General features: G+C 70.2%; 23 protein-coding genes and 2 pseudogenes. 15 read left to right on the top strand and 10 right to left on the bottom strand.

Annotated elements, in window-relative coordinates; all coding sequences use genetic code 11:
- Positions 1-495 (top strand): zinc-binding dehydrogenase, encoded by a 495-nt coding sequence (locus tag BLASA_RS25810; protein WP_269446691.1) that lies wholly within the window; start codon positions 1-3, stop codon positions 493-495.
- Between the two features lie 298 nt (positions 496-793).
- A complete protein-coding gene (locus tag BLASA_RS06235) occupies positions 794-1,087 on the top strand; it encodes a VOC family protein (RefSeq protein WP_197536268.1) in 294 nt (97 codons plus the stop codon).
- 573 nt (positions 1,088-1,660) lie between these two features.
- Here the strand turns inward: BLASA_RS06235 and BLASA_RS25815 are convergent.
- From BLASA_RS25815 to BLASA_RS06250, 4 genes and pseudogenes are all read right to left on the bottom strand, one after another.
- Positions 1,661-1,831 carry a putative flavin-binding monooxygenase involved in arsenic resistance gene (locus BLASA_RS25815; protein ID WP_014375200.1) on the bottom strand — a complete coding sequence of 57 codons (171 nt, stop codon included), beginning with the start codon at positions 1,829-1,831 and terminating at the stop codon, positions 1,661-1,663.
- A 14-nt stretch (positions 1,832-1,845) separates the two neighbouring features.
- Positions 1,846-1,953 (bottom strand): annotated as a pseudogene (locus tag BLASA_RS26520) (FAD-binding protein); the annotation flags it as partial.
- Between the two features lie 97 nt (positions 1,954-2,050).
- A complete protein-coding gene (locus BLASA_RS06245) occupies positions 2,051-5,326 on the bottom strand; it encodes a heavy metal translocating P-type ATPase (protein WP_014375201.1) in 3,276 nt (1,091 codons plus the stop codon).
- 473 nt (positions 5,327-5,799) lie between these two features.
- On the bottom strand, positions 5,800-6,006 hold the full coding sequence (locus tag BLASA_RS06250) for a heavy-metal-associated domain-containing protein (RefSeq protein ID WP_014375202.1): 207 nt from the start codon (positions 6,004-6,006) through the stop codon (positions 5,800-5,802).
- A gap of 189 nt (positions 6,007-6,195) precedes the next feature.
- Between BLASA_RS06250 and BLASA_RS23350 the strand changes: the two genes are divergently transcribed.
- Positions 6,196-9,483, top strand: coding sequence for an AfsR/SARP family transcriptional regulator (locus tag BLASA_RS23350; protein ID WP_014375203.1), 3,288 nt, complete (start codon positions 6,196-6,198; stop codon positions 9,481-9,483).
- Here BLASA_RS23350 and BLASA_RS06260 read toward each other — a convergent pair.
- Positions 9,470-9,697: a cation transporter gene (locus tag BLASA_RS06260; protein WP_166486485.1), complete on the bottom strand. Its 228-nt coding sequence runs from the start codon at positions 9,695-9,697 to the stop codon at positions 9,470-9,472. The genes BLASA_RS23350 and BLASA_RS06260 overlap by 14 nt on opposite strands.
- 207 nt (positions 9,698-9,904) lie before the next feature.
- Between BLASA_RS06260 and BLASA_RS06265 the strand changes: the two genes are divergently transcribed.
- The 8 genes from BLASA_RS06265 to BLASA_RS06295 all read left to right on the top strand — a co-directional run bounded on the left by BLASA_RS06265 (position 9,905) and on the right by BLASA_RS06295 (position 16,814).
- Positions 9,905-10,249 (top strand): hypothetical protein, encoded by a 345-nt coding sequence (locus BLASA_RS06265; protein ID WP_014375205.1) that lies wholly within the window; start codon positions 9,905-9,907, stop codon positions 10,247-10,249.
- A gap of 15 nt (positions 10,250-10,264) precedes the next feature.
- Positions 10,265-10,603, top strand: coding sequence for a hypothetical protein (locus tag BLASA_RS06270; protein WP_014375206.1), 339 nt, complete (start codon positions 10,265-10,267; stop codon positions 10,601-10,603).
- A 49-nt stretch (positions 10,604-10,652) separates the two neighbouring features.
- Complete coding sequence (locus tag BLASA_RS06275; RefSeq protein ID WP_014375207.1) at positions 10,653-11,390, top strand: hypothetical protein; 738 nt, start codon at positions 10,653-10,655, stop codon at positions 11,388-11,390.
- Between the two features lie 877 nt (positions 11,391-12,267).
- Positions 12,268-13,716, top strand: a complete 1,449-nt coding sequence (locus BLASA_RS06280; RefSeq protein ID WP_014375209.1) for an MFS transporter — start codon at positions 12,268-12,270, stop codon at positions 13,714-13,716.
- A 386-nt stretch (positions 13,717-14,102) separates the two neighbouring features.
- A complete protein-coding gene (locus BLASA_RS23355) occupies positions 14,103-15,836 on the top strand; it encodes a multicopper oxidase family protein (protein WP_014375211.1) in 1,734 nt (577 codons plus the stop codon).
- Positions 15,833-15,997, top strand: a complete 165-nt coding sequence (locus tag BLASA_RS24870; protein WP_014375212.1) for an FAD-dependent oxidoreductase — start codon at positions 15,833-15,835, stop codon at positions 15,995-15,997. The genes BLASA_RS23355 and BLASA_RS24870 overlap by 4 nt, the downstream gene beginning before the upstream one ends.
- Positions 15,998-16,279: 282 nt before the next feature.
- The gene (locus tag BLASA_RS06290) at positions 16,280-16,513 is read left to right on the top strand and encodes a hypothetical protein (protein WP_014375214.1); all 234 of its coding nucleotides are present in this window, start codon (positions 16,280-16,282) and stop codon (positions 16,511-16,513) included.
- Entirely contained in the window at positions 16,503-16,814 is a 312-nt protein-coding gene (locus tag BLASA_RS06295; RefSeq protein ID WP_014375215.1) for a type II toxin-antitoxin system PemK/MazF family toxin, read from the top strand. Before BLASA_RS06290 ends, BLASA_RS06295 begins: the two co-directional genes overlap by 11 nt.
- Positions 16,815-17,179: 365 nt before the next feature.
- On the opposite strand, the gene BLASA_RS06300 is transcribed toward BLASA_RS06295, so the two are convergent.
- From BLASA_RS06300 to BLASA_RS06320, 5 genes are all read right to left on the bottom strand, one after another.
- Positions 17,180-17,995: an ABC transporter permease gene (locus BLASA_RS06300; RefSeq protein ID WP_014375217.1), complete on the bottom strand. Its 816-nt coding sequence runs from the start codon at positions 17,993-17,995 to the stop codon at positions 17,180-17,182.
- The gene (locus tag BLASA_RS06305) at positions 17,992-18,891 is read right to left on the bottom strand and encodes an ABC transporter ATP-binding protein (RefSeq protein ID WP_014375218.1); all 900 of its coding nucleotides are present in this window, start codon (positions 18,889-18,891) and stop codon (positions 17,992-17,994) included. Before BLASA_RS06305 ends, BLASA_RS06300 begins: the two co-directional genes overlap by 4 nt.
- 389 nt (positions 18,892-19,280) lie before the next feature.
- The gene (locus tag BLASA_RS06310) at positions 19,281-19,676 is read right to left on the bottom strand and encodes a hypothetical protein (protein ID WP_014375219.1); all 396 of its coding nucleotides are present in this window, start codon (positions 19,674-19,676) and stop codon (positions 19,281-19,283) included.
- 31 nt (positions 19,677-19,707) lie between these two features.
- Positions 19,708-20,190, bottom strand: a complete 483-nt coding sequence (locus BLASA_RS06315; RefSeq protein ID WP_041775642.1) for a DUF664 domain-containing protein — start codon at positions 20,188-20,190, stop codon at positions 19,708-19,710.
- Between the two features lie 588 nt (positions 20,191-20,778).
- On the bottom strand, positions 20,779-21,255 hold the full coding sequence (locus BLASA_RS06320) for a DUF6326 family protein (RefSeq protein ID WP_014375222.1): 477 nt from the start codon (positions 21,253-21,255) through the stop codon (positions 20,779-20,781).
- Positions 21,256-21,443: 188 nt separating this feature from the next.
- Between BLASA_RS06320 and BLASA_RS06325 the strand changes: the two genes are divergently transcribed.
- The 4 genes and pseudogenes from BLASA_RS06325 (at position 21,444) to BLASA_RS06335 (ending at position 24,273) form a co-directional block, all read left to right on the top strand.
- Positions 21,444-22,577, top strand: a complete 1,134-nt coding sequence (locus tag BLASA_RS06325; protein WP_014375223.1) for a sensor histidine kinase — start codon at positions 21,444-21,446, stop codon at positions 22,575-22,577.
- Positions 22,574-23,230: a response regulator gene (locus BLASA_RS06330; RefSeq protein WP_014375224.1), complete on the top strand. Its 657-nt coding sequence runs from the start codon at positions 22,574-22,576 to the stop codon at positions 23,228-23,230. Before BLASA_RS06325 ends, BLASA_RS06330 begins: the two co-directional genes overlap by 4 nt.
- A 141-nt stretch (positions 23,231-23,371) precedes the next feature.
- Positions 23,372-23,686, top strand: a pseudogene (locus BLASA_RS26525) (DUF4386 family protein); the annotation flags it as partial.
- Between the two features lie 41 nt (positions 23,687-23,727).
- A complete protein-coding gene (locus tag BLASA_RS06335) occupies positions 23,728-24,273 on the top strand; it encodes a YciI family protein (RefSeq protein WP_041775643.1) in 546 nt (181 codons plus the stop codon).
- The last annotated feature ends 11 nt before the right edge of the window (positions 24,274-24,284 follow it).

The following is a 24,284-nucleotide window of genomic DNA, read 5'->3' on the forward strand; positions in this document are numbered from 1 at the left end:
GTGGGCACGTTCGCGGTCCAGCTCGCGACAGCGTCCGGGGCCACGGTGACCGGTGTGTGCAGCACCTCCAAGGTCGATCTGGTCCGGTCCATCGGTGCCCACGACGTCATCGACTACACCCGCGAGGACATCGCCGATCGGCCCTGCCGCTACGACGTCGTCATCGACACCGGAGGGGACCGGAGCGTCGGCCAGCTGCGCGCTGCCCTCACCTCCACGGGGACCATCGTGATCGTCGGGGGAGAAGGGGGCGGTCAGGTGCTGGGCCTGTCCCGGCAGCTGCAGGCGATCGCGCTGTCCCCGTTCGTCCGTCAGAGACTCGGCGTCGTCTTCTCCAGCCCGCGCCGCACCGACCTCGAACTCCTCGCGGTGATGCTCGCAGACGGCCGCGTGGTACCGGTCGTAGACCGGAGGTTCACCCTCGACGAGGTGCCGGAGGCGATCCGTCACCTGCGAGCTGGCCGCGCACGCGGCAAGGTCGTCATCGTCGTCTGAAGCGGCGGCAACGCAGGGGACGCTGTCGGCTGGGGATGCCGGTGCCGAATCGTTCGTCCAGCGGGCTCTGGTGGGCCTGGGCGATCGGCAAGAGGAGTTCGAGGCTGCGCGTCCGCCTGCTCGTCGGCGGAGCCGGCTGACGCGAGAGAGGGCCGACGCAGGCGACCCCGACCCCCGACCGGCTGCTTCTCGTGCAGTGCATCAGGCCACTACGGTCAGCAGAGCAGCTAACGACGGGGGAGCGTTGATCGTCAAGGGAATCGTCTTCGCTGGGACGGCGACGAGTGCACGCCCGGAGATGCGGCAGTTCCTGCAGGAGGTCCTCGGGATGGTGCCCGCCTCGGTCGAGGGAGTCGAGGCAGACCTTTTCGATCTGCCGGACGGGTCGTCTTTCGCAGTGGCGTCACCGCAGGGCATGGGCGCCATCGACAGGAGCCTGGGCTTCCTGGTCGACGATCTTGATCAGGCGGTAGCGGAGCTCACGTCGGCGGGAGTCACCGTAGACGCACATGTGTCGAGCAACGAGCGCGAGCGTTACGTCCACTTCACGGCCCCCGACGGTCAGGTGTACGAACTCGTCGAACGGCTGTAGCGCGGGGCAATGAGTGAGCAGCCCAGCGGCGCACCATTGTGATTCCCGGGTATGAGGTCCTGGGCTTCGCGCTACAGGGACGGCTGCAGGCACAGTGGTATGAGCATGCTTGTTCGAACGTCCAGCGATACCGGCCCGGCACTGCGCGGTACGGCACCTCAAGTGCCGATGATCTCCAGCATGGCGGCTGCGCCGGTGGCCAGCACTTTGCGCCCGAAGTACGCGTCGCTGGTCATGGAGATATTGGCGTGGCCGAGCTGGTCCGCTGACGTCGGGTCTTGAGCGGCGACCGGGTCGCGAGCGACACCTCAGCCACCTGGGCGAGTTCGACGGCGATCTGGATGGCGGAGTTGCCGCGCCGACGACGACCACGCGCTGTCCGGTGTATGTCTCGGGCCGTTGGTACACGGCTGTGTGCAGCAGCTCGCCGTTGTAAATCCCCATGCCGGGCAGGTCGGGGGCCTGCGGGGCGCCGAACGGCCCGGTCGCGGCGATGACCGCTCAGGCGGTCAGCTGCTCGCCGCCGGTCAGCTCAACGACGAGACCATCGGCGTGCCGGCGGACTGCTGCGACTCAGGAGCCGGTGAGGACCGGAAGTGCGAAGTGGTCGGCGTACTGCCGCAGGTAGGCGGCGGCCTCGTCGCGGTGCGGATACCGCGCCGGGTCGCCGGGGAACGGCAGACCGGGCAGGGCGCAGTACCTGGCCGGGGGGAACAGGGTGAGCGAGTCGTAGGAGGCGCCCACGACCCACGGGGCTGCTCGTCGGCCTCGAGCAGCGTGAAGCTGAGGCCGGTGGTGCGGAGGGCGTGACCGGCGGCCAGTCCGGCCTGGCCGGCGCCGATGACGATGACGTCGTACTCGGGCATGGCGATCCCCAGAGGGCAGCGGTGACGGGTGGGTGGTGGCCCGGCGGCCGGCCGGCCGGTGCGGATGCGGCCGGCCGCCGGGAGCTTGTGCGGTGGGTCAGCGGGCGTCGACGGTGAACGGCACCGTGAGCACGTCGCCGTCCGCGGTGCGGAACTGGCCCCACAGCTGGTAGGTGCCGACGGTGTCGAACTGCGCGTGCACCTTCAGCTCCGGCCCGAACGTGGTGCCCGGCATCGCGAACACGGGCCGACCGCCGCCGTCCTCGACCTCGGCGTGCTCGTGGGCGAAGGTCGTTCCGTCGGCCCGCATGACGACGACGTGTCCGGCAGCCGCGAGGAACGGCTGCAGGTTGTCGATCGGCTCGCCGCTGGTCGCGTCGGTGAACTCGAAGTGCAGGTCGCTGGGCCCACCGACGACGGCGTCACCGCCGAGCTCGACGCGGACGCCGTCGACGACGACCTCCCGTGGGCTCTCGGTGAGGACGACCGGCGCCGGGGCGTCGCCGGTGACGGTGACGTACTGGCGCTGGTGGACATCGCTCATCTGGCCCTGCTGCCGGAATTCGGTGTTGACTATGTACCGGCCGGCGGTCGGGAAGGTGATGTCGAGGGCGAGCTCGCCCGCCTTGCCGGTCGGCTCCGGGTGCACGTGGGCGAACGTGCCGAGGTCGTCGCGGGTGGCGATGAGGTGCATCCACGCCTCGTGGCTGCGGGTGATGTCCTCGATCGGCTCGCCGGTCTCGGCGTCGACGACCGTGGCCGTGACCCGGGACGGCACGCCGGGACGTGTGCTGTCGGGCACGTCGAGGTGCACGTCCATGCCGGCGTTCTCGGCGCTGGCCGGGTCGACCTCGGCGGTCATCATGACGCTCATCGCCGGCCGCATCGGCATGCCGGTGATCTGCATCCAGGCGAGCGTGCCGTTCATGCCGCGCTCAGCGAACTCCATCCGGGAGACGGCGGTCAGGGCAGTGCCGATCGCGACGGCGACGACGGCGATGCCGGTCAGGTAGGCGTACTGCCCGATCCGCTGCCGCACCGGCGGGTGCTCGATCTCGTGCACCGTCTCCGGCCGGCGGAACCGCCGCAGCCGCAGCGCGTTGGTGAGCACGCTGACCGAGCTCATCGCCATCGCCGCGGACGCGAGCACCGGGTCGAGCAGCAGCTCGTCGAACCAGTACAGGGCGCCGGCGGCGACCGGGATGAGCAGCACGTTGTAGGCGAAAGCGAACGCCAGCCCCTGCCGCATGACGCTGACTGTCCGGCGGGACAGGGCGATCGCCGAGACGATGCTGCGCAGGTCGCCGCCGACGAGAGTGATGTCCGAGGCGGCGATGGCGACGTCGGCGCCGGTGCCGACGGCGATGCCGAGGTCGGCCTGGGCGAGCGCGGCGGCGTCGTTGACGCCGTCGCCGGACATGGCGACGACGTGGCCCTGCGCCTGCAGGTCGGCGACCTTGGCGGCCTTGTCGGCAGGAAGCACGTCGGCGAGGACGTTGTCGATGCCGACCTGACGGGCGACGGCGTGGGCGGTAGCGGCGTTGTCGCCGGTGATCATCCACACCTGCAGACCGAGGGCCATGAGCTGCGCGATCGCCTCGGGGCTCTCGGCCTTGATGGTGTCGGCGACGGTGACCAGACCGGCGGCGCGCTCGTCGACGGCGACGTACATCGGGGTGCCGCCCTGCTCGGCCCGCGCGAGCGCGGCCGCCCCCAAGTGGCTGACGTCGACGCTGGCGCGCTCCATCAGGGCGGCGTTGCCAACACGGAGCCGGTGGCCGTCGACGGTCGCGAGGAGGCCGTGCCCTGGGATGGAGTCGAAGCTGTCGACGGGCGGCAGCGTGAGGCCACGGTCGCGGGCGGCGGTGACGATCGCCTGCGCGACCGGATGCTCGCTGCCCGTCTCAGCGGCTGCGACCAGGCGCAGCAGCTCGTCGGAGGTCCAGCCGTCGACGACGGTGACGTCGGTCAGCGCCGGCTTGCCCTGGGTGATGGTGCCGGTCTTGTCGAGGACGACGGCGGTCAGCCGGCGTGCCTGCTCGAGCGCTTCGCCGTTGCTGATCAGGATGCCGAGCTCGGCCGCACGGCCGGTGCCGACCATGACGGCGGTGGGTGTCGCGAGGCCGAGGGCGCACGGGCAGGCGATGATCAGCACGGCGATCGAGGTGGTGATCGCCATCGTCATGCTCTCGCCGTCCGGGCCGAACACCGCCCATGCCAGTGCGGTGAGCAGCGCGGTCAGGATGACGGCCGGGACGAACACGGACGACACCTTGTCCGCCAGGCGCTGCATCGGGACCTTGCTGCTCTGCGCGTCCTCGACGAGCCGGACGATCTGCGCGAGGGCGGTGTCGTCGCCGACGGCCGTGGTGCGCATGAGGACGGTGCCGGTGGTGTTGATGGTCGCGCCGATGAGCTGGTCGCCTTCGGCCTTGTCCACCGGGAGGCTCTCGCCGGTCAGCATGCTCTCGTCGACGGTGGTGGTGCCGGTCGCGACGACGCCGTCGACGGGGATTTTCTCGCCAGGTCGGATGCGGACGATGTCGCCGACGGCGACCTGCTCGACCGGGATGTCGACTTCCAGCCCGTCCCGCACGATCCGGGCTGTCTTCGGGGCAAGGCCGACGAGGGCGGTGACGGCCGCGGCGGTCGCCTTCTTCGCGCGGGCTTCCATCCACTTCCCGGCGAGCACGAGCGCAACGATGATCAGCGACGTCTCGTAGTAGACGTGCAGTGGCAGCCCGAGCTCTTCGGCTTGCGCGGGCCACAGGGTGACGAAGGTGCTGTACGTCCAGGCAACACCGGTGCCGAGCGCAACCAGTGTGGTCATGTTGGTGCTGCGGTGCTTGGCGGCCTGCCAGGCGCTGGCGTAGACGCTCTTGCCGGCCCAGTACTGGATGACGGTGGCGACGACGAAGATCGCCGGCATCAGCCAGTCAATCGTGTCCAGGTAAAGCGGCACGTACATCAGGCCCATGAGGCCGAGGCCGGTGGCGAGCGCGATCTGCCACTTGCGCTTGATGCGGTTCAGCTCGCGGTCGCGCTCGGCGGTGTCGTCCCCGCCCGTCGCCGTCGTGGGCGCAGCTGGCCCGACTGCCTTCGTCTCCTGCCTGGGGGTGGCGCCGTACCCGGCGGCGGTGACAGCGCCGATGAGCTCGTCGAGGTCGACCGTGTTCGGGTCGTAGGTGACGGTGGCGACGTCGGTGGCGAGGTTGACCTGAGCGACTGCGACGCCGTCGACCTTGTTGAGGCTCTTCTCGATGCGGCCGATGCAGCTGGCGCACGTCATGCCGGTGATCTCCAGGTGGCGCACGACCGTCGGCGCGTCGTCGCTGTACCCGGCAGTTTGGGTGGGCTCGGCGGTGGTGGTCATGGCTGCTCCTGGGTTGGTCGGGCGCGCTGCGGTGCGGGTGGTTCGGTGGTGAGGCTGCTCAGCGGCGCTGTCCGGGTGCTGTCCGGATGGTGTTGCGCTGGCTGGACTTGGTCAGGTGCTGGCGGGTGGCGGGTGGCGGGTCAGCGGATGCGGCGGCCCCGGCCGGGGATGAGGTCACGCCCGGGCTGGGTCGGGGTCGTCGACGCCGGCCGGGGCGGTCGTGCTCGACCCGGTGGTGAACCCGCGCCGCAGCACGCCTCCGAAGACGTCCCTGGCTTCGACGCCGGAGCGCGTCGCTGGCCGGCAGGCGAGCGCGGCGAGGCTGGGTGTGGTGAGGCCTGCGTGGCCGGGGGAGTCGATGAATCCGGCACGAGGGTGCGATGTGCTGGGCGGACGTGGCTGGGCGGGTGGGTGCCGGCTGATGTCCGCGCTCCGGCGGAGCAGGGGTCCGAGGCTCCGCCGGAGCGCGGTGTTCAGGACGCGAGGGTGTAGCCGGTCTCCTCGACCGCCTCGCGGATCTTGTCGGTGCTGACGGGCTGGTCGCTGGTGACGGTGACCGTGCCGGTGGCCAGGTCGACGTCGACTGCGGTGACGCCGGCGACGGCCCTGACCTCGGCGCTGACCGAGCTGCTGCAGTGATCGCAGGTCATCCCGGTGACGGTGTAGGTCTCGATGCTCATGAGGTTCTCCTTCGTCTGGTGCCGGCGGCGTGCCGGCCGGGCGTCACAGTCGCGGCCGGGGCTGTCGCCGCGCTGTCTGGCGCCGGCCGGATGCCACGGTCGTGGACAGCGTCCGGACAGCGGTGCTCCGTTTCCTGTAGGAGTGGGTCGCTCGGGTGCAGACTGCGGACGCCCAGGAGGGGGTGCGCCGTGACCGAGGTCGAGTTCCGCCTGCTCGGCGCCATGCAGCTGCGCGTCGACGATGAGCCAGCGAAGTTGCCCGGGGCGGCAGAGCGCGGTTTGCTCGCCCTGCTGCTGCTCTCACCGGGCCGGACCGTCGCCGCCAGCTCGCTCATCGACCGGCTGTGGTCGGAGTCCGCCCTGCCGGCCGACCCGCTGAACGCCCTGCAGCTGCGTGTGTCGAAGCTGCGTCGGGCGCTCGCCGCGCACGGCGTCGACGTCATCGTTCGGGAGGCATCCGGATACCGCGCCGACGTCGACCGCGACCGCGTCGACCTGCACCGATTCGTGAGCTTGGTGCAGGCCGCGCGCACCGCCGCGCGCAGCAACGCTGCAGGTGACGCGCTGGCCCTGTACGACGAGGCGCTGGCGCTGTGGCGTGATGATCCGCTCGCTGACTTTGCCGGTGAGGGGTGGGCGACCGTCGAGGCCGCCCGGTTGGATCAGCTGCACCAGGCTGCACTGACCGAGCGGGCCGAGGCGGCCCTGGTGGGGGGCCGGCACGTCGAGGTCGCCGCCGACCTCGAGCCGACCATCGCGGGGGACCCCGGGCAGGAGGCGATCGCCGGCCTGCTGATGACTGCCCTGTACCGCGCAGGGCGGCAGGCGGACGCGCTCGAGGTGTTCGCCCGCACCCGCCGTCACCTCGACGACGAGCTCGGGCTGCAGCCCTCCGCTGCGCTCCGCACGCTGCACCAGCGCATTCTCGAGCAGGACGATGCGCTCGCAGCCGTGCCTGCACAGCCCGGTCCGGCTGGTTCGGCTGCTGCCGAGGCCGGACCGGCCGCGCCAGCAGCGCAGACCCCGGCGGTCGGCCAGGAAGCCGAGACCGGATCGAAGCGGACCCTGCCGATCCCTACTTTGCGGTTGATCGGACGCGACGACGAGCTCGCGCAGCTGAGCGACGCGCTCACTCGCCAGCACCTCGTCACCTTGGTCGGCCCTGGCGGCGCCGGGAAGACGTCACTGGCCATGGCGTCTGCCCACCAGCTCGCCGACCACTTCGAGCAGCATGTCCATCTGGCCCGTCTGGCGGCGGTGAGCAACCCGGCTGACGTGCCGCTGGCGGTCGCGGACGCGCTCGGCGTGCCGCTCGACGGTGCCGACCCGAATGCGGCGGTACGCGCCCGCCTCCTTGCCTACCTCGTGAACCGGCGGCTGCTGCTCGTGCTGGACAACTGCGAGCACGTCATCGACGCGGTCGCGACGCTCGTGGACTCCATCCTCGGCGCGGCCGCGCACGTCACCGTGCTCGCGACCAGCCGGGAAGCCCTCGCCGTTCCCGGCGAGGTGCAGGTCAGCGTCGCGCCGCTCGCGGTGCCGCCCGAGGGGACGCCCGCCGAGCAGGTGCTGCAGTTCCCAGCCGCTGTTCTGTTCGTCGAGCGGGCGTCGGCTGTCCGCGCGAGCCTGGATCTGTCGGAGCCGAACCTGCTGGCGCTGGCGCAGGTGTGCCGGCAGCTTGATGGGTTGCCGCTCGCGCTGGAACTCGCTGCGGCACGCATGTCGTCGCTGTCGTTGCCGGACCTGGCAGGCCGATTGGGTGACCGCTTCGGTCTGCTCACCAGCGGACGGCGCACCGCAGAGGCCCGGCAGCGGACCTTGCGTGCGACCGTCGAGTGGAGCCACGCGCTGCTGTCGCAGCCCGAGCAGCAGGCGTTCCGGCGCCTGGCCGTTTTCCACGGCGGCTGGACGCTCGAGGCAGCCGAGGCCGTCGTCGTGGGCAAGGACATCCCCGCCGGTGAGGTGTTCGACGTGCTCGACCACCTGGTCAACCGGTCGATGGTCGTGCTCGAGCCCGGCTCGCCGTCGCGGTACCGCATGCTCGAGACGCTTCGGCAGTACGCAGTCGAGGAACTCGACACCTCCGGGGAGCGAGACGACACGGCAGCCCTGCACGCGACGTTCTTCCGGCACTTCGCTGAGCAGGCCGAGCAGAGCCTGCGCGGTCACGGACAGCGGGCGGCGCTGCAGCGGCTGCGCAACGAGCACCCCAACCTGCGTGCAGCGTTGGCGAGGCTGTCGGCCGACCCGAGCCGGGTCGAAGACGGGCTACGACTAGCCGGTTCGCTCGCGCTGTTCTGGCACCTGGGACGGCACGTCGAAGGCCGCGAGGTGTTGTCGAAGCTCATCGCCACTCCCGGCGCGAGCCAGCAGGCGCGAGCCCGGGCGCTGCAGGCGGTGTCGATCGTCGAGCGTCCACGGGCCTGCCTGGTGCATCCGAGCCCGCGCTGTGCGGAGACGGCGCTCGAGAGCTTGCAGCTGTTCGAGGCTGAGGGTGAAGCGCATCGCGCTGCCCTGTCGAAGGTGCTGCTCGCAGTCGAGCTGCTCAACGGCTCAGACCCCGGCCGCTTCGCACGGCTGCTCGCCGAGGCCGAGGAGCAGTTCACCGCCCGGGCCGACCACTGGGGTCATGCGGTCGTTGCGTTCGTCCGCCTGCAGAACTTCATCCGCCGAGGCGACGAGCCGCGGTCGCGGGCGATGGGCCGGACCGCGTCGGAGGCGTTCCGCCGGCTCGATGACGCATGGGGCCTGTCAGCTGTGCTCTACCACCTGGGCTGGGGACTGAAGGAGTTCGGCCGGTACGCCGAGGCGATACCCGTCCTTGAGCAGGCGATCGAGGTGTCAAGCTCGGCAGGGGTGTTCAACACCGCCCAGTGGGCGCTGTCCGACCTCGGCGTCGCGCTGCTGGCTCTCGGCGAACGCGAGGCGGCCTCGGGCGCGTTCGACCGAGCTGCGTCTGCCTCCGAGGAGGTCGGGGACGCCGCAGGTGCCGTCCTCGCCGGCCTGGGACGGGCGCAGATCGCGCAGATCGATGGGAATGCGACGACGGCCCGGCCGCTGTTCGAGGAGGCGGTGCGCGGCCTGACCCAACTGGGCACCCCTCTGTGGGGCGGGCACGCACTCGCCGGTGTCGCATGGTGCGACTGGCGCGACGGGCTGCTCGACGACGCCGCCGAGCGGTACACGCAGGTACACACTGCCGGGCAGCAGTACAGCGAACCGACCTTGCTCGCGACCGGCCTGGAAGGTCTGGCGCGCGTGGCCGCCTCGGTGGGTCAGCGGGACGAGGCGCAGGCGCGGCTGAACGAGGCCGTCGAGGTTCGGCAGGCGTCGGCGCGCCCGGCACCGCCGCACGAGCAGGCCGAGCTCGACGACCTGTGGGGTCAGGTCGACGAAGTAACCGGGGCGGCCGTCCGGCTGGGTGCGCCTCGAGCTGCGGTGGACGTAGCGAAGTCCGGGCAGCTCACGTCTCAGTAGCCGGCGCTGCGTCCACAACCTGCGGGGTGTAGTCGGAGCCGGCGAACACGGCCAGGACGTCGGCGACGGTCATCGTGCCGCCGAGGACCACCGTGCCGGTCTTCGCGTCGGCCATGATCGTCTCGACGCCGACGACGTCACGGAGCCAGCCGGTCACCTCGCGCACACAGTGCCTGCACTGCATTGAGCCGACCGAGAGCCTGACCTCGGGCATCGCGCTCACCTTCGTCCAGCGGGCGTTCCTCTTACGCCACCCAAGCTGCCTCGCTGCGCTGTCCGTCCGCTGTCCACCGACGCGCCCCGGAACGGCGCCCGGGACCAGATGTCCGCTTCGGTGACAGAGGTGGGACAGGTCAGGGACAGCGCCCCGGCCGACCGTGTGCATCGCAAGCCAATAGCGACACGAGGCCCGGAGGCCGACATGACCACCACGACAATCCGCACCACCTGCGACAGCTGCCAGCTGACCTTCGACGTGCCCTCCACCGCGATCGTCCTCGCGCTGCCCGCTCCGACGGCGGACGCGGCCGTCGAGCCGAGCTTCGTGCACATCTGCCCCAGCTGCCTCGCGTGCGACAGCACGCCTGTCCCGTGGCGGACCGCCACCTACCTGCTCGACGCCGGCGCGACCGCCTTCACCGCCCCCGACCTCGACCAGATCCAGCCGCGTTACCCCGAGCACCGGCCGGACAGCACCCGCCCCATGAGCCTCGACGACCTCATCGACCTGTACGCGGCGCTCGACAGCGACGCCCGCGTCCTCTGAGACGGAGCACATGACATGGACGCCTGGACCGCGCTGGTGCTCAGTCGCCAGACCGCCCGGGAGCTGCAGCGCGACGCCGCCCGGCACCGACTCGCCAAGCTCGCCGCCGCGTCGGCACGCACCCGGCCCAGCGCGGCCATCTCCGCGTCTTGTGGCCGCTACGGCTCCCGCCTGCACGGCGCCGCCGACGGCACCTGGTTCGGCTACGCCCGCCGGCCGGACGCCGCCATCCGCAAGCGCTGCGAGCACGGCCAGACCGAGGGCCTGCCCCTGATGGCCGCGGCGTCCGAGCATCTCGAGCAGCTGCCCGCCGAGATCGTCATCGACCTGCTCGACGAGCCACGTACCACCTGACCCGCAAGCCCCTGTCACGTCCGAGAACCCATCAGCCCCGGAGTCCGCCATGAACATCCCCGAACCGCGCGGGCAAGGTCTGCGCCCGTCCGGCGAGACCGTGCCGAGCAGCGCGCTGATGTCTGCGCTGACGACCGAGCACTACACGCTGCAGGCCTCACGCTCGTCGACGATCATCGAGGCGAACGGACGCAGCTCGCTGTTCCTGTCCGCCGTCAGCGGCGCACTGGTCGCCCTGGCGCTGGTCGCCCAGCTCGACCGGCTCGGCGACACCTTCCTGGTATTCGCGTTCTCCGTCTTGCCAGCGCTGCTGATGCTCGGCGTCATGAGCTACGCGCGCCTGGCCGACCTGGCCGTCCACGACGCGTACTACGCCCGCGCGATCGGCCGGGTCCGCAGCTTCTACTTCGACGTCGCCGGGCCGGAGGCCCGCAAGTACTGGCTGCTGAGCGCAGGCGATGACCAGCACGCCGTCATGCGGCACGCCGGTCAGCGGCTCACTGGCTGGCACCACTGGACGCATCAGGCGACGGCCGTCGCTGCGTTGACCGCGGTCATCGCCGGTGTGCTCACTGGCCTGGCGGTCAACACGGCCTCACCGCTGACCCTGCCGGTGACCGCCGTGATGGGTGTCGTCCTGGCTGTTGTGGTGCTGGTCGGCCTGCTGGCCGATCAGGAGCGTCGCTGGCGCCGCTGCGAGCAACGCTCACCGGCCCTGTTCGCACCCGATGGCACGCCGCGGAATGCCGATGTGGCCACCGCTGGACTCACGTGCCACCTGGCGTAGACCAGACACCGGGCGGCACGGTGAGACCGGGTCACCCGCCGTCGACGAGCTCGACGCGGACGTTGCGCATCACCACGGCGCGCCAACTGGCGGAGACGGCAAAGCGGTCTGGCCGCGCGTTCGTCATCGTGCCGGCCGGCGCAGCCGCCAGCGGCGGCTGCCGGAGTCGAGCATCCGCGCAGGCTCTGCTGACGGCGACGAGTCGCTAATCGTCAAGGCGTGCGGTGAGCCAGCCCCGGGGTCCCGAGCGGCAGGGCAAAGCGCGCTGTCCAGCGGCAGATACACGACAGCGGACGACACGCCTTGCCTGCCCTCGGTGAAGCACCCAGCGGGGGACACGACGGGGGTGTCGTCGACGGCTGCGCCGACGTCACTTGAGCCGTCGCAAACGAGTGCGTTCCCGTGGAGAGGCAGAGCGTCGATGACAGAGGCGGCGGCCTCTATCGGCGACGACGGGCGCGCGGCCACTTCCACGCCGCCGCCGCGAGGTGGAAGGGGGCCCACTGCTGGTCGGGGTCATCCTGCCCGCGAGCACGACGAGCACGTGCGCGACGATGTGAGCCTTCTCGTCCGCGGTCCCGTACGGCAGCTCGTCGTGGCGGGCGAACCCGCCGCGAGTCGACATAGGCCACGAGAGCGTCGTCGCGGACGCCGACGGCCACGAAGCTCATGCGCGGCGACAGTACGGGCCGCGGAAGACGTACCACGGCGACGGACGCATGCCGACAGGACCGGTACGGATCTCGACGACCGCAGCTGTCGCGGGTGTGCAGTGGCGAGGACGACAGAGCGAGGACAGCGGCAGGACAGAGGGCCTCACGAACCTGCGTTCTTGACAGCCACCGCCGGCTGTCCTTCGCAGAAGACAGGAACCGTCATGACAACCACCGCACCCGCGGCGAGTTCGACGAGCAGCCGGCGCCGGCTGGCGCTCGCGCTCATCGCCGCCGCTCAGTTCATGGTCATCATGGACACCTCGATCATCGGTGTCGCCTTGCCGAAGATGCAGGCCGACCTCGGCTTCGACCCGCAGGACCTCAGCTGGGTCTTCAACGCCTACGTCGTCGCCTTCGGCGGGCTGCTGCTGCTCGGCGGGCGGCTGTCCGACCTGTTCGGCGCCCGCCGGATCTTCATCACGGGCTGGGTGGTCCTCGTCGTCGGCTCGCTCGTCGCCGGCCTGGCCGAAGGCGTCGCGGTCGAGCTGACCGGCCGTGCGATCCAGGGTGCCGGCTCGGCGCTCATCGCCCCGGCCGCGCTCACCCTGCTGTTCCAGGTGTTCGGCGGCACCAGCGAGTTCCCGAAGGCCCTCGCCCTGTACGGCGCGGCCGCACCTGCCGGCGGCACCGCGGGTGTGTTCCTCGGCGGCGTCTTGACCGAGTACGCGTCGTGGCCGTGGGTGTTCTTCATCAACCTGCCGGTCGCCGCCGTCGTGCTGCTGCTCACCCGCTCGGTCATGCCGGCCGGGATGACCGGCCGCGGCTCGCTCGACCTCGCCGGCGCAACCACCGCCACGCTCGGCCTCGGCGCGGTCGTCTTCGCGATCGTCCGCGCCCCTGAAGCCGGCTGGACCTCCGGCAGCACCCTGCTCGCCGGCCTCGGCGGCCTCGCGCTCCTCGGTGTGTTCGTCGCACTGCAGGCCAAGCTCCGTCAGCCGCTGATGCGCCTGGGCATCTTCCGCGCACCGAACCTTGCTGCAGCCAACGTCGCGCAACTGCTGCTCGGCGCCGCCTGGATCCCGATGTTCTTCTTCGTGAACCTGTACCTGCAGCAGATCCTCGGCCTGGGTGCGTTCGCGTCCGGCGCCGCGCTCCTGCCGCTGACGATCACAATCATGATCGGGATGGTCGCGGTCGCCCCGAAGCTCATCGCCCGCTTCGGCCCGAACGCGATGACCGTCTCGGGTCTCGCCACGCTGGCCGTTGGCCTGGTGTGGCTGTCGTTCATCGACGCCAACGGCAGCTTCGTCGTCGACATCCTGCCCGCGTCGCTGGTGACCGCCGCAGGCATGGCGATGGCCTTCATCCCCTCGCTCGGCACCGCGCTGTCGTCTGCGGCGCCCGAGGAGGGCGGCCTGGCCGCCGGGATCGTCAACACCAGCTACCAGATCGGCTCCGCGTTGGGCCTGGCGGCGATGACCGCGGTCGCGGCTGCGTTCGGTGCCGACCAGATCGGCAACCCGTCCGACCTCACCGACGGGTTCTCGGCCGCTCTGCTCGGCGCCGCCGGCATCGCCGCCGTCGGTGCGGTCCTCGCCTCCGTGCTGCTGAAGAAGCCCGCCGACAGCCCGGCCGCTAACAGCACCGACAGCGAGCCCATCGCCGCCTAGCACCACCGCACGGCCTGCGCACGACCCGGCTGGCGCGGTCACTCCTGCGGCCGCGCCAGCCGTCCACCCTCCCCAGCTCATCGAATCGGAGAGAAGCGATGACCAGCACACGCGTGCTCGCCGAGCTCGGTGAGCGCATCGCCGAGGACGGCCCCGTCGCCCACCACCGGCTCCCTCCGGGACCGAGCGCAGTCCCGCATCGCTTGCGCGGACGGGCCGGTCGCGTCATGACCGGGGCAGCCCTCCGGAGGGTGCCCCCGCGTCCGCACTACTCGCACAGCCGATTTCCCTCGACGGCCACCAGTAGGCCCCGGCTCAGCTGCACCGGCCTCCCTTGAGCGCCCGGCCCCCGCTCGTCCTCGGCTCGACGTCGAAAGGAACGCACCATGACCACTGACCACGACCTGTTCTCGACTGACACGGTCGGGCTGGCTCAGGTCTCCCGGCCGCAGACCGTGCGGCTGGCCGACGGAAGCCGATTCGGCCTGTCGATCGGCGCGGTGCGCAAAGACCTGGAAGGGACGGACACGGGCGATGCAGGCTCGGCTGCTGAGCTGCGGATGTTGGCCTACAACGGCTCGATTCCCGGCCCGACGCTCCACGTTCCGCAGGGAGCCGAGATAACCGTGGACATCCGCAACGACGGCGACGTGGAGACCACGGTGCACTGGCACGGGCTCCGGCTGGAAAGCCGCTTCGACGGTGTCCCGCACGAGACCCAGGAACCGATCCCGGTGGGCGGCGGCTACAGCTGCCGGGTGCAGTTCCCCGACGCCGGCTTCTACTGGTACCACCCGCACCTCCGCGAGGACTTCGCGCAGGAGATGGGGCTCTACGGAACGCTCGTCGTCGAACCAGCGGACCCCGAGTACTGGCCGGAGGTCGACCGGGAGCTGACGTTCACCCTCGACGACTTGCTCGTCGAGGACGGGCACATCGCCGCGTTCTCGCGGTCGGGGCCGAACTTCACCGCGATGGGCCGGTTCGGCAACGTGCTGCTGATCAACGGTGAGACGGCCTTCGCGGGGACGGCAGCAGCCGACGAGGTCGTTCGCTTGTACCTGGTCAACACCGCCAATACCCGGCTGTTCAACTTCGCGGTGCGCGGAGCCCGGATGAAGTTGGTCGGCGGGGACAGCGGCCGCTACGAGCGGGAGACGTTCATCGAGGACGTCCTGCTGGCGCCATCGGAGCGGGCCGTCGTCGACGTGCTCTTCGACGCGCCGGGAGAGGTCAGGCTCGAGCACCGGACGCCGGACAAGACCTACGACCTGGGCGCGTTCACCGTCGCACCGGCAGCCAACGGCGGCGGCGCCGCGGCCGGGGCATTCGCCACGCTGCGCACCGACCCGGAACTGACCGCCGAGCGCCGGATGATCGAGCACGACCTCGACCGGGAGCCGGACAAGGTACTGGCGTTCGTGTCGAAGACGCCGCTGCTGTACGGCGAGGACGTTCCAGTTGCGTCGTCCTATGTCTGCCCGATGCACCCGGAGGTCATCGCAATCGAGCCGTCGGCCTGCCCGGTCTGCGGGATGCGGCTGGTTGCCGCCGCGCCGTCCTACGCGTGTCCGATGCGCCCGGAGATCACCGCGGTCGAGCCGTCGACGTGCCCCGAGTGCGGGATGAAGCTGGTGCCCTCGGACGCGGTACCTGCTGCCTCACACGCGGCCGACGAGTCCCATGCCCATGGCGGAGAGGGCCTGGAGTGGGAGGACCTGATGCCCGACATCAACCGGGCATCGGATCCGGGCAACATGATCTGGCAGCTCGTCGACCGGGAGACCGGCGCCGTGAACCACGCCATCGATTGGGCGTTCACCGTCGGGGACCGGGTGAAGATCCGGCTGGTCAACGAGATGGACCAGGATCACCCGATGCACCATCCCTGGCATGTTCATGGGGCCGGGCGCTTCCTCGTCCTGTCCCGGGACGGTGCACCGGAGCCGAACCTGGTGTGGAAGGACACCGTGCTGCTGCGGGCCGGTCAGACGATCGACGTCCTGCTCGACGTCAGCAACGCGGGACTGTGGATGACTCACTGCCACATCGCCGAACATGTCGAGAGCGGAATGATGTTCAGCTTCAACGTGGCCCGTCGCCCGGAGCCGGTCCGATGACGGCCGGACCGGTCCGGCCGGCGTTGGACGTGCTGGTCGTCGGCGGAGGTCAGGCAGGTCTGGCGATGGGATATCACCTGGCGCAGCGCGGCCTGCGGTTCCAGATCGTCGAGTCCGGACCGGAACTGGTTGTCCCGCACCGGGTCCGATCGAGCCTCTGATTCGCCGGAAGGATGAGAGTCATGGCGGGACCGCGGACCCGAACGCGGCCTGTGTGGCGGGACACCCTAAACGATGTCCCGCCACACCGAGGTGGAGCGGGTGACGGGAATCGAACCCGCACGGTCAGCTTGGGAAGCTTGGCCCTCCGAGCGGTGTTCCCGCTGGTCAGTGGCTCGTTCGGCAGTGTTCGTGCCTCTCACATGCCTCAAGGACGGGTCCCCTTTGGTGGAGACCGCGACCGGCTCCTTCCCATGTCTTACAAGCGGTGAGACGCTTGAGAGGTGGCTGAGACGATCACCTTCCGCCCCGACGAAGACGCGCGCCGGGCGTTGGCCGTCCTGACGCAAGACGGCACCTCTGTCTCCGCAGCCGTTCGAGCGGCCTTGATCGATGCCGCCAAGGCAGCGGCGCAGGACAGGCTGCGCGCCGAGGCCGCTGCGCTGGCAGCCGATGACACCGACCGTGCCGAGAGCGCTCAGGTCCTCCGGGACATGGAGACGCTGCGTGCGTGGTGAGGTCTACCGCCTGCGCTCTCCCCGCGGCGCCCAGGGCCATGAGCAGGCCGGCACCCGCTATGCCGTCGTCGTCCAGTCCGACCTGCTGCCCCTCTCGACCTGGCTGGTCGCGCCGACGTCCACCTCGGCCCGAGCGGCCACGTTCCGTCCTGAGGTGTCCATCGACGGCCGCCCAACCCGGGTGCTGGCCGAACAGACGAGTGCGGTGGACCCGCAGCGCTTGGGTGAGTCGGCCGGGCACCTCAGCTTCGATGAACTACGCCAGGTTGACGCCGCGCTGCGCCTGGTCCTCGGCCTGTGACCAACACCCCGCGACCTGTCCCGCCAGCGGCTCACCGCCGAGCACGACTCATCCTCCACCAGCAGTCGCTCCTCGTGACCTACCTGCTCCTCGAGCGGCTGAAGGGGAGCGCCACGGTCCGCGTGATCACTGTCTCCTCCCACGCAGCCCCGTAGGGCTCCGCGCAGGCGTGACGAATCGCGCGGGGCTGCATGCATCCGGGTTGCAGCCGCTCTGCAACGTGCCGGGGCCATGGTCGGCGCACGGCGGAACCACCGCCCGATCGCGAGGAGCGAGTGATGACCGACACCATCGACGGTCCACGACGAGACGGCGGTATCCGGAACGCACAGATGAGTTCCGGATACCGCCGCCCGTGTGTGTGACTACTTGACCTCGGAGCGGCGCAGGGAGAGCAGCCCGACGACGAGGGGAATGACGATCCAGATCATCGTGGTCGAGGCGAGCATCGCCCACTCCTCACCGGTGTTCGTGGCGCCCTCGAGAAGCGCCACCTGCGTTTCGTTCCAGTCGATCCACGGCTGCAGGTCCTCGAACCACGAGCGCACCTGGGCCAGGAGGACGAGGATGCCCGGCAGGACCAGGGAGACGACGAAGTAGCCCACGATCGCTGCCGCGGAGTTGCGCAGTACGACACCGAGGGTGAAGCCGATGGCCATGCCGACCAGGTTGAAGAGCACCATCTGGGGCGCCATGGACATCGAAATGTCCCACACGGTGTCGACGCCGGCGAGTGCGGAACCGGCCACGTTGCCGAGGGCGCCCACAGCGAAGGCGACGGCCACGGAGCCTAGGCCCACCAGGAGGGTCGCGATCGCCTTGGCGCCGATCACGCGTCCGCGGCTCGGCACCAGCGTGAATGTCGTGAGCCCACTGCGCTGGCTCCACTCACTGGTGACGGCCAGGATCGCGATCATCGGCAAGATCACCGACATCGGGAACCCGCTCGCCCTCGCGAAGCTCTCGTAGGTGACGTCGCTGTCGGGAGCGAAGATGATGACCGACCCGGTCGCGATGGGCGACAGGACGCCGATGCTGATGAGCATCCAGAGTCCCGAGCGGGTGGTGAACATCTTGCGCAGCTCGACCGTGACGAGCCGGGTGGTCGGGATGGGACGGGCGGCCCGGCGGACCGGTGCGGCCTCCGTGGTGGTGGCCGGAGGGATGATCGTGGCGGTCATGCCGCAACTCCTTCGCGTTGGGTGTCGGCAGTGAGCGACAGGAACATGTCTTCGAGCCCGGCGCTCTCGGCGGACCGGAGCTCGGTGAGGGTGATGCCCGCTGTCAGGGCCACGGCCCCGACCCGAGCGGGGTCGGCGTCCGTGCGGACCGAGCCGTCCCCTGCGAGCGTGCTGGGGACCCCGGCCAGCTCGAGGGCGTGCGCGAGGTCGCGCGGTGACGTCGACCGGACGAGCGTCCCCGCTGCGGCCAGCAGCTCTTCCTTGCTGCCGGACGCGACGATCTTGCCGTTCCCGATCACGACCAGGTCGTCGGCGATGACCTCGATCTCGTGCAGCAGGTGCGAGGACAACAGGACGGTGCCGCCCTGGCTGGCGAAGCCCGTCAGCAGGTCGCGCATCCACCGGATCCCGGCAGGGTCGAGCCCGTTGGCCGGTTCGTCGAGGATCAGCACCCGGGGGTCCCCGAGCAGCGCGGTGCCGATGCCCAGTCGCTGACGCATGCCGAGGGAGTAGTTGCGCACGCGTCGCTTGGCCTCCGATGACGTCAGGCTGACGAGCTCGAGCATCTCGTCGACGCGGCGGCGGGGCAGACCCATGGTGTCGGCGGCGATCGTGAGGATCTCGCGTCCGGTGCGACCGGCGTGCTGGGCGGAGGCGTCCAGGAGGACGCCCACCTCGAGGCCGGGGTTGGGGAGGTCGGCGAACCGTTCCCCGTTGATGGTCGCGCTGCCGGACGTCGGGACGGTCAGGCCGACCATCACGCGCATCGTGGTGGACTTGCCGGCGCCGTTCGGGCCGAGGAAGCCGGTGACGCGACCGGGCAGGGCGGTGAAGGAGACGTTGTCGACGGCGGTGAAGCCGGCGTACCTCCGGGTCAGTGACTCAACAGTGATCATGTGACAACCCTCGCCGCGGCGCGGCGTGCGCACATCGGTGTGATGGCCAGTCTTGACCTAGCCGAAAGCATGGGCGCCGGACCATGCCTTGGGCCGATCTCAGGACCTGGTTTGGCGCACCGCCGGTTACCGCATCGGACAGAAGCGGGCCATGAGCGAGCACCGAGCCGCGTCCCCTCGGTCGACACCAGCGCACGGCAGCTGGCAACGAGCCTGCGCCCGGTGCATGCGCCCTCCGTCGGCCCGCGCACGTCGCAGGCGAGATGAGGACGGACGACTGCCATGCCGGTCATCGAGATCTGCTACCGCTACGCGGGTTCGACCCCGCCGTGCCCCGATGCGATGACAACCCACAGCGCGGAAGCCGGGCTGTCACGTAGCCAGAAGGGCTACCTGGGCAGGCTGCGCCACAGCAGTCGAATCCACGTCCCGGCGACGTTCGCGAGGACGCCCGCAGCCAGCAGGACCGGCACGAGCAAGACATTTCCGAACAGGAACATCCCTGTCTGGTCACGACCGGCGGCGTGCGCAGACCACGCGGCCGCGAACCCGATGGCCATTCCCATCGTCACCAGCAGCGGCCTCAGCTTCCAGGACATCAGCACCGCGACCAGGAGGTAGGTCAGGGCGCAGCCGACGACCTGCGCCGTGCGGTAGGGGCCTTGGAAGGACTGGGACACCTCGTCCCAGTAGTACTCGCTGTCCCACAGCCAGACCGCCCAGGTAACGAGACCCGTCGCGCACCCGAGCAGCAGGGTGAGCGCTGCGGTCGTCGCTCGCCTCATGCGCGGACGGGAAGGGCTGCGCAACTGCCGGTCAAGGCGGTGTCGGGTCGAGCGACTGGCGCAGTGCGTCCGCCGCCAGCTCGATGTGGCCGAGGTGCTGGAACAGCTCCTTGCCCACGTAGAGCACCACGGCGGAGTCTGGGCGATCAGTTCCTGGCAGGAACTCACGTGCGCCGTTCACGCCGCCGCCAAGACCTGCCGCTATCCATTCGAGGTCCCGCGAAGCAGTGGAGACGCACGTCGCGACCCGTCGGTGCAGGTCGTCCAGTGACTCGACAGCACTGAACTCCGCTTCGCGGTCACGGTCGCTCGGCCGCCGCAGTGCGACAGGACCCAACCAGAACTCCGTCACCTCGCAGCAGTGGACGATGAGGGCGCCGACCGCATTCGTCGCGGGTCCCAGCGGTCGCTGGTGAATGCGTGGCTCTCCCAGCACCTCGGCCACGACGAGCATCTGGTCGAAGGCATGCTCGAGAAGAGCGAGGGACGTCTTCGACATCAGCTCCATGCGCATGTCCGTACGAGGCGCATCGTTCTCGCGACGCCGGCTCACAGCGCGGCCAAGGCATTCGCGGTTGAGCGCTCACGGCGGGCGGCACAGGGCTGCGGCGCAGAAGGATCACCGCGACGGTCAGCGGGGCTGCCACACTGCCGACGAGGATCGGGAGCCCGAGCGACAGCGGCAGCGTGGCGCTGCTGCACACCTCTGCCTCCCCGGCTGTCTGCTCGCACACGGCGGCGCCGGTCGTCAGCAGCAGGAAGGCCGGGGTCATGCCGCCGGGTAACACCCCTGTGGCCACGCACTCCTCCGCGGTGGTCCACGATGTCGACGACCACAGAAGAGCCAGGCCGGCGACGCATCCAAGACTGATCCCGACGACCCACCCGAACGTCCCCCCGAAGAGGCTCAGCGCGAAGCCCAGCAGCACGGGAGCGAACAGCAGCGTGTCCAGAGCCAGCAGTTCCCGTGCGGACGGGGGCTGCTGACCATCGGGAGCACTGACCCTCCGCGAGACGGTCACCGGCTCGACCACAGGAACCCCAGTCGCTGCTCACCAGAGCTGCTGTCACCGACCACGGGCACCGGGCCTTGCCTCGAGCGTCACACCCGGGCCTGGGCGAGGTCGCGGCCGGCGGTGGCTCGAGTGGTCCGGGGCCAGGTCCAGGCGGCGCGCAGGATGAAGGCCAGGAGCAGCACCTCGAGTCCGATGGAGAGGCCGTAGAAGTAGGAGTAGCTCCAGGACTCGCCGTCCGCGTTGTACAGCGAGGCAGGGATGTAGAGCGTTGCCACGACGAGGTTGCTGGCGCGGTTGACACGGGCGGGCAGTGTCGTGGAGAGCAGGATCATGAGGCTCGGGATGGCCATGAGCGTGAGCGCAAGGGCGACGAAGGTCGGGCCGGTGTCGAACTCATGGACGACGCCGACCAGGATGTCGTCGATGACGCCGGGCTTGTACAGGGCGAGGTAGTCGACGTAGATGTAGAGGAACATGACGCTGGTCCAGGCCGCTGCGAGCTTCGCTTGAACCGGGAGTCGCGCTTCCTGGAATGCGCCGGCGGTTGTGCTGCTTCTGGTCATCACTTCTCCTGTGTGCTGGCGAGCTGGCCAGGTCGGCTCAGTCGGTGTCCTCACCATGACCAGCGTTGACAGGCGACACATCCGCCTGCGGGCTCCAGCCGTCCTGGCCGCAGGGACGGGACATCCGCAGTACTTTCGGCTGATCCGCCCGAGCGGCGGCCCCTCTACGTTGGCGGGGAGGGGGAAGCATGCTGGGTGCGTTGTGGGCCGAGCCGCGCCCCGCGGACCCGCCGGCGCGGGTCTGGCGGGATTGGGCTCTGGTCGCGGTCCTCGTCGCGGGCTCATTCGTCGAGATGCTGCTGCGCGACGACAGGGCATGGGCGCCCCTGCTCGTCAGCGTCAGCGTCGTGGTCGCGGCGTGCCTGCTGTGGCGACGCACGCGGCCGCTGGCCGCAGTCACCGTTGCCTTCGGAGCCGTCCTTGCCTTCGACGTCGCGAGGATCGTGGCTGTCGATGCCACCGGCCTGCAGAGCATCGCAGGGCTGCTCGTACTGCCCTACGCCCTGCTGCGCTGGGGGGCAGGTCGCGAGGCTGCCCTCGGACTCGGCATCATCCTCATCTGGCTCCCCGTCACCCTCATCGCGGTCCCGACCACACCCGCGGAGATCGTCGGCGGCTACGGCCTATTCCTGTTCTCGGCCGCACTCGGCGCGGCCGTGCGCTACCGCACCAGAAGCCACGACCGCGAGATCGAGCAGGTGCGGTTGCGCCAGCGCAACGAACTGGCCCGCGAGCTGCATGACACGGTCGGACATCGCGTCTCAGCGATCGCGGTCCAGGCGCAGGCAGGTCGCGCGCTGTCGGCTGCAGATCCGAAGCGCGCGCTGGCCACGCTGGTCACCATCGAGGAGGAGGCGTCCCGGACGCTGAAGGAGATGCGGGCGCTGGTCGGTGTGCTGCGCGATGGGACCGAAGCCGATCTCGCCCCCCGCCGGGGCGTGGCGGACATCGAGCGGCTCGCTCGCCCCGGAGGCGAGGTGCTGGGCGTCCGCGTGCAGGTCTCCGGTGACGTCGATGCCGTTGACCCAGCAGTCAGCACCGCCCTCTACCTGATCGCCGCCGAGGCGGTCACCAACGCGACCCGGCACGCAGCCGGGGCTACCCAGGTCACCATCGACGTCGCCGCATCCCGCGGCCAGGTGCGCCTGCGAGTTCACGACGACGGCGCGGCACGTACGGCCGGATCTGCTCCGGCCGGCTTCGGGCTCCGCGGCATGGCGGAACGGGCGAGCCTCCTCGGAGGCACCCTGCAGGCGGGACCTGACCCGGACGGCGGCTGGAGCGTTGACGCCTCGCTGCCTCACACGGTGCGTGCGTCATGACCATCCGCGTGCTCGTCGCTGACGATCAGGACATCGTGAGGGCGGGATTGTGCATGATCTTGGACGCCCAGCCAGGCATCACCGTCGTGGGCGAGGCCGCTGACGGCCGACGGGCGATCGCCATGGCGCGTTCGCTGCGTCCCGATGTGTGCCTGCTGGACATCCGCATGCCGGACGTCGACGGGATCGAGGCCACCCGGCAGCTCGCCGGAGCCGACATCGCCGATCCTCTGGCCGTCGTCGTCATCACCACCTTCGACCTCGACGAGTACGTCTACGGCGCGCTGAAGGCAGGGGCCCGCGGGTTCCTCCTCAAGGACGCCGGTGCCGAACTGCTCACCCAGGCCGTCCATGCCGCCGCCCGCGGCGACGCCCTGATCGCACCGAACATCACCGCGAGGCTCCTGTCCTCCTTCGCCAACAGCCGCTCACGCTCAGTGCCACCCGAGCCCGTCGAGCCGCTGACCCCTCGGGAGGAACAGGTCCTGCTCGCTGCCGCTCGCGGGAGGACCAACAGCGAGATCGGCGATGAGCTGTCGATCAGCCTCAGCACCGTCAAGACCCACATCGCCGCCCTGATGCGCAAGCTCAATGCCCGCAACCGCGTCGAGATCGTCATGTGGGCCTACGAGACGCGCCGCATCGATACCTGATCCGCTCGCAAAGCCCCGAGGCCACAGCGGTGACGCCTCAGCCGAAGGAGCGAGGTCTCGGTCGTCCCCGCGGCCGGGGCAACGCAAGCCCACGGACGGATGCGGCCGTCACATGGCCCCGTCATCGTGAGGTCATGGTGATTGTTCGAAGAGCGCTGGTCACGAGGGGCAGGCTTTGCCCGAGCCGCTGGTGCCGTCTACCTGCTCGTCGTGGTCGTGGCCGCCATCGTCCAGGTGAGCGTGCACGCCGGCATCGACGTCCCTGGAACTGCGAACGCCGGCGCTCAGAACTCCGGCGCCGGCTCGACGCTGCTAGCTGTCGCCCGCGACGCCGACGTGTCGATGGCCGTGTCCTTCTTGCTCGTCGGAGTCACGCTGTACCTGCTGTTCCGGCACGTCGACCGGCGGACTGCGGCGGCGCCGGTCGTCTACCTGGCCGTCGGCGTCGGGCTGCTCGCGGTCAACCTGCCGTCGTCCACTGACAGCGAGGCTGGTCCATGGAGTTCTTCTGCTACCACCGTGACCGGCAAGGATCGATGGGTTTGCGCCGGGCGATGCTGGAGCGGCATTGGGACTACATGGATCAGTTCGCGGGCAGGATGGTCGCCCGCGGCCCCACCTTCGCCGACGACGGAACCCTGACGGGCAGCGTCCACATCGTGGACCTACCGGACGTGACCGCCGCGCGTGCCTTCGCCTTCGACGAGCCCGGCTACCAAGCCGGGGTGTACCGCGACGTGATGCTGCGACGATGGCGCAACATCTCGGGGCGCACGATGTGGGACTTCGTGAGCGAGCATCCTGGGCGCGGCCGCTATCTCGTACTGGGTCTCGGACGTGAAGGCCCGCCGGATGCCACCGAGCCGCCTGGCCCTGACGTGATTGCCTACGGTCCGCTTCTCTCCGACGACGCGAGAATGACCTTGGGAACAGCCGTGCTGTTGGAAGCCCCTGACGCCGCAGGAGCGATCCACGCCCTCGGCCCTGGACGCCACGCGGCGGTCGAGGTGCACCGATGGCGGTTCGGAGGCCGGCCGAGCTGAGGCGGTCACCG

The sequence above is a fragment of the Blastococcus saxobsidens DD2 genome (assembly GCF_000284015.1).
GTDB classification, from domain to species: Bacteria; Actinomycetota; Actinomycetes; order Mycobacteriales; family Geodermatophilaceae; genus Blastococcus; species Blastococcus saxobsidens_A.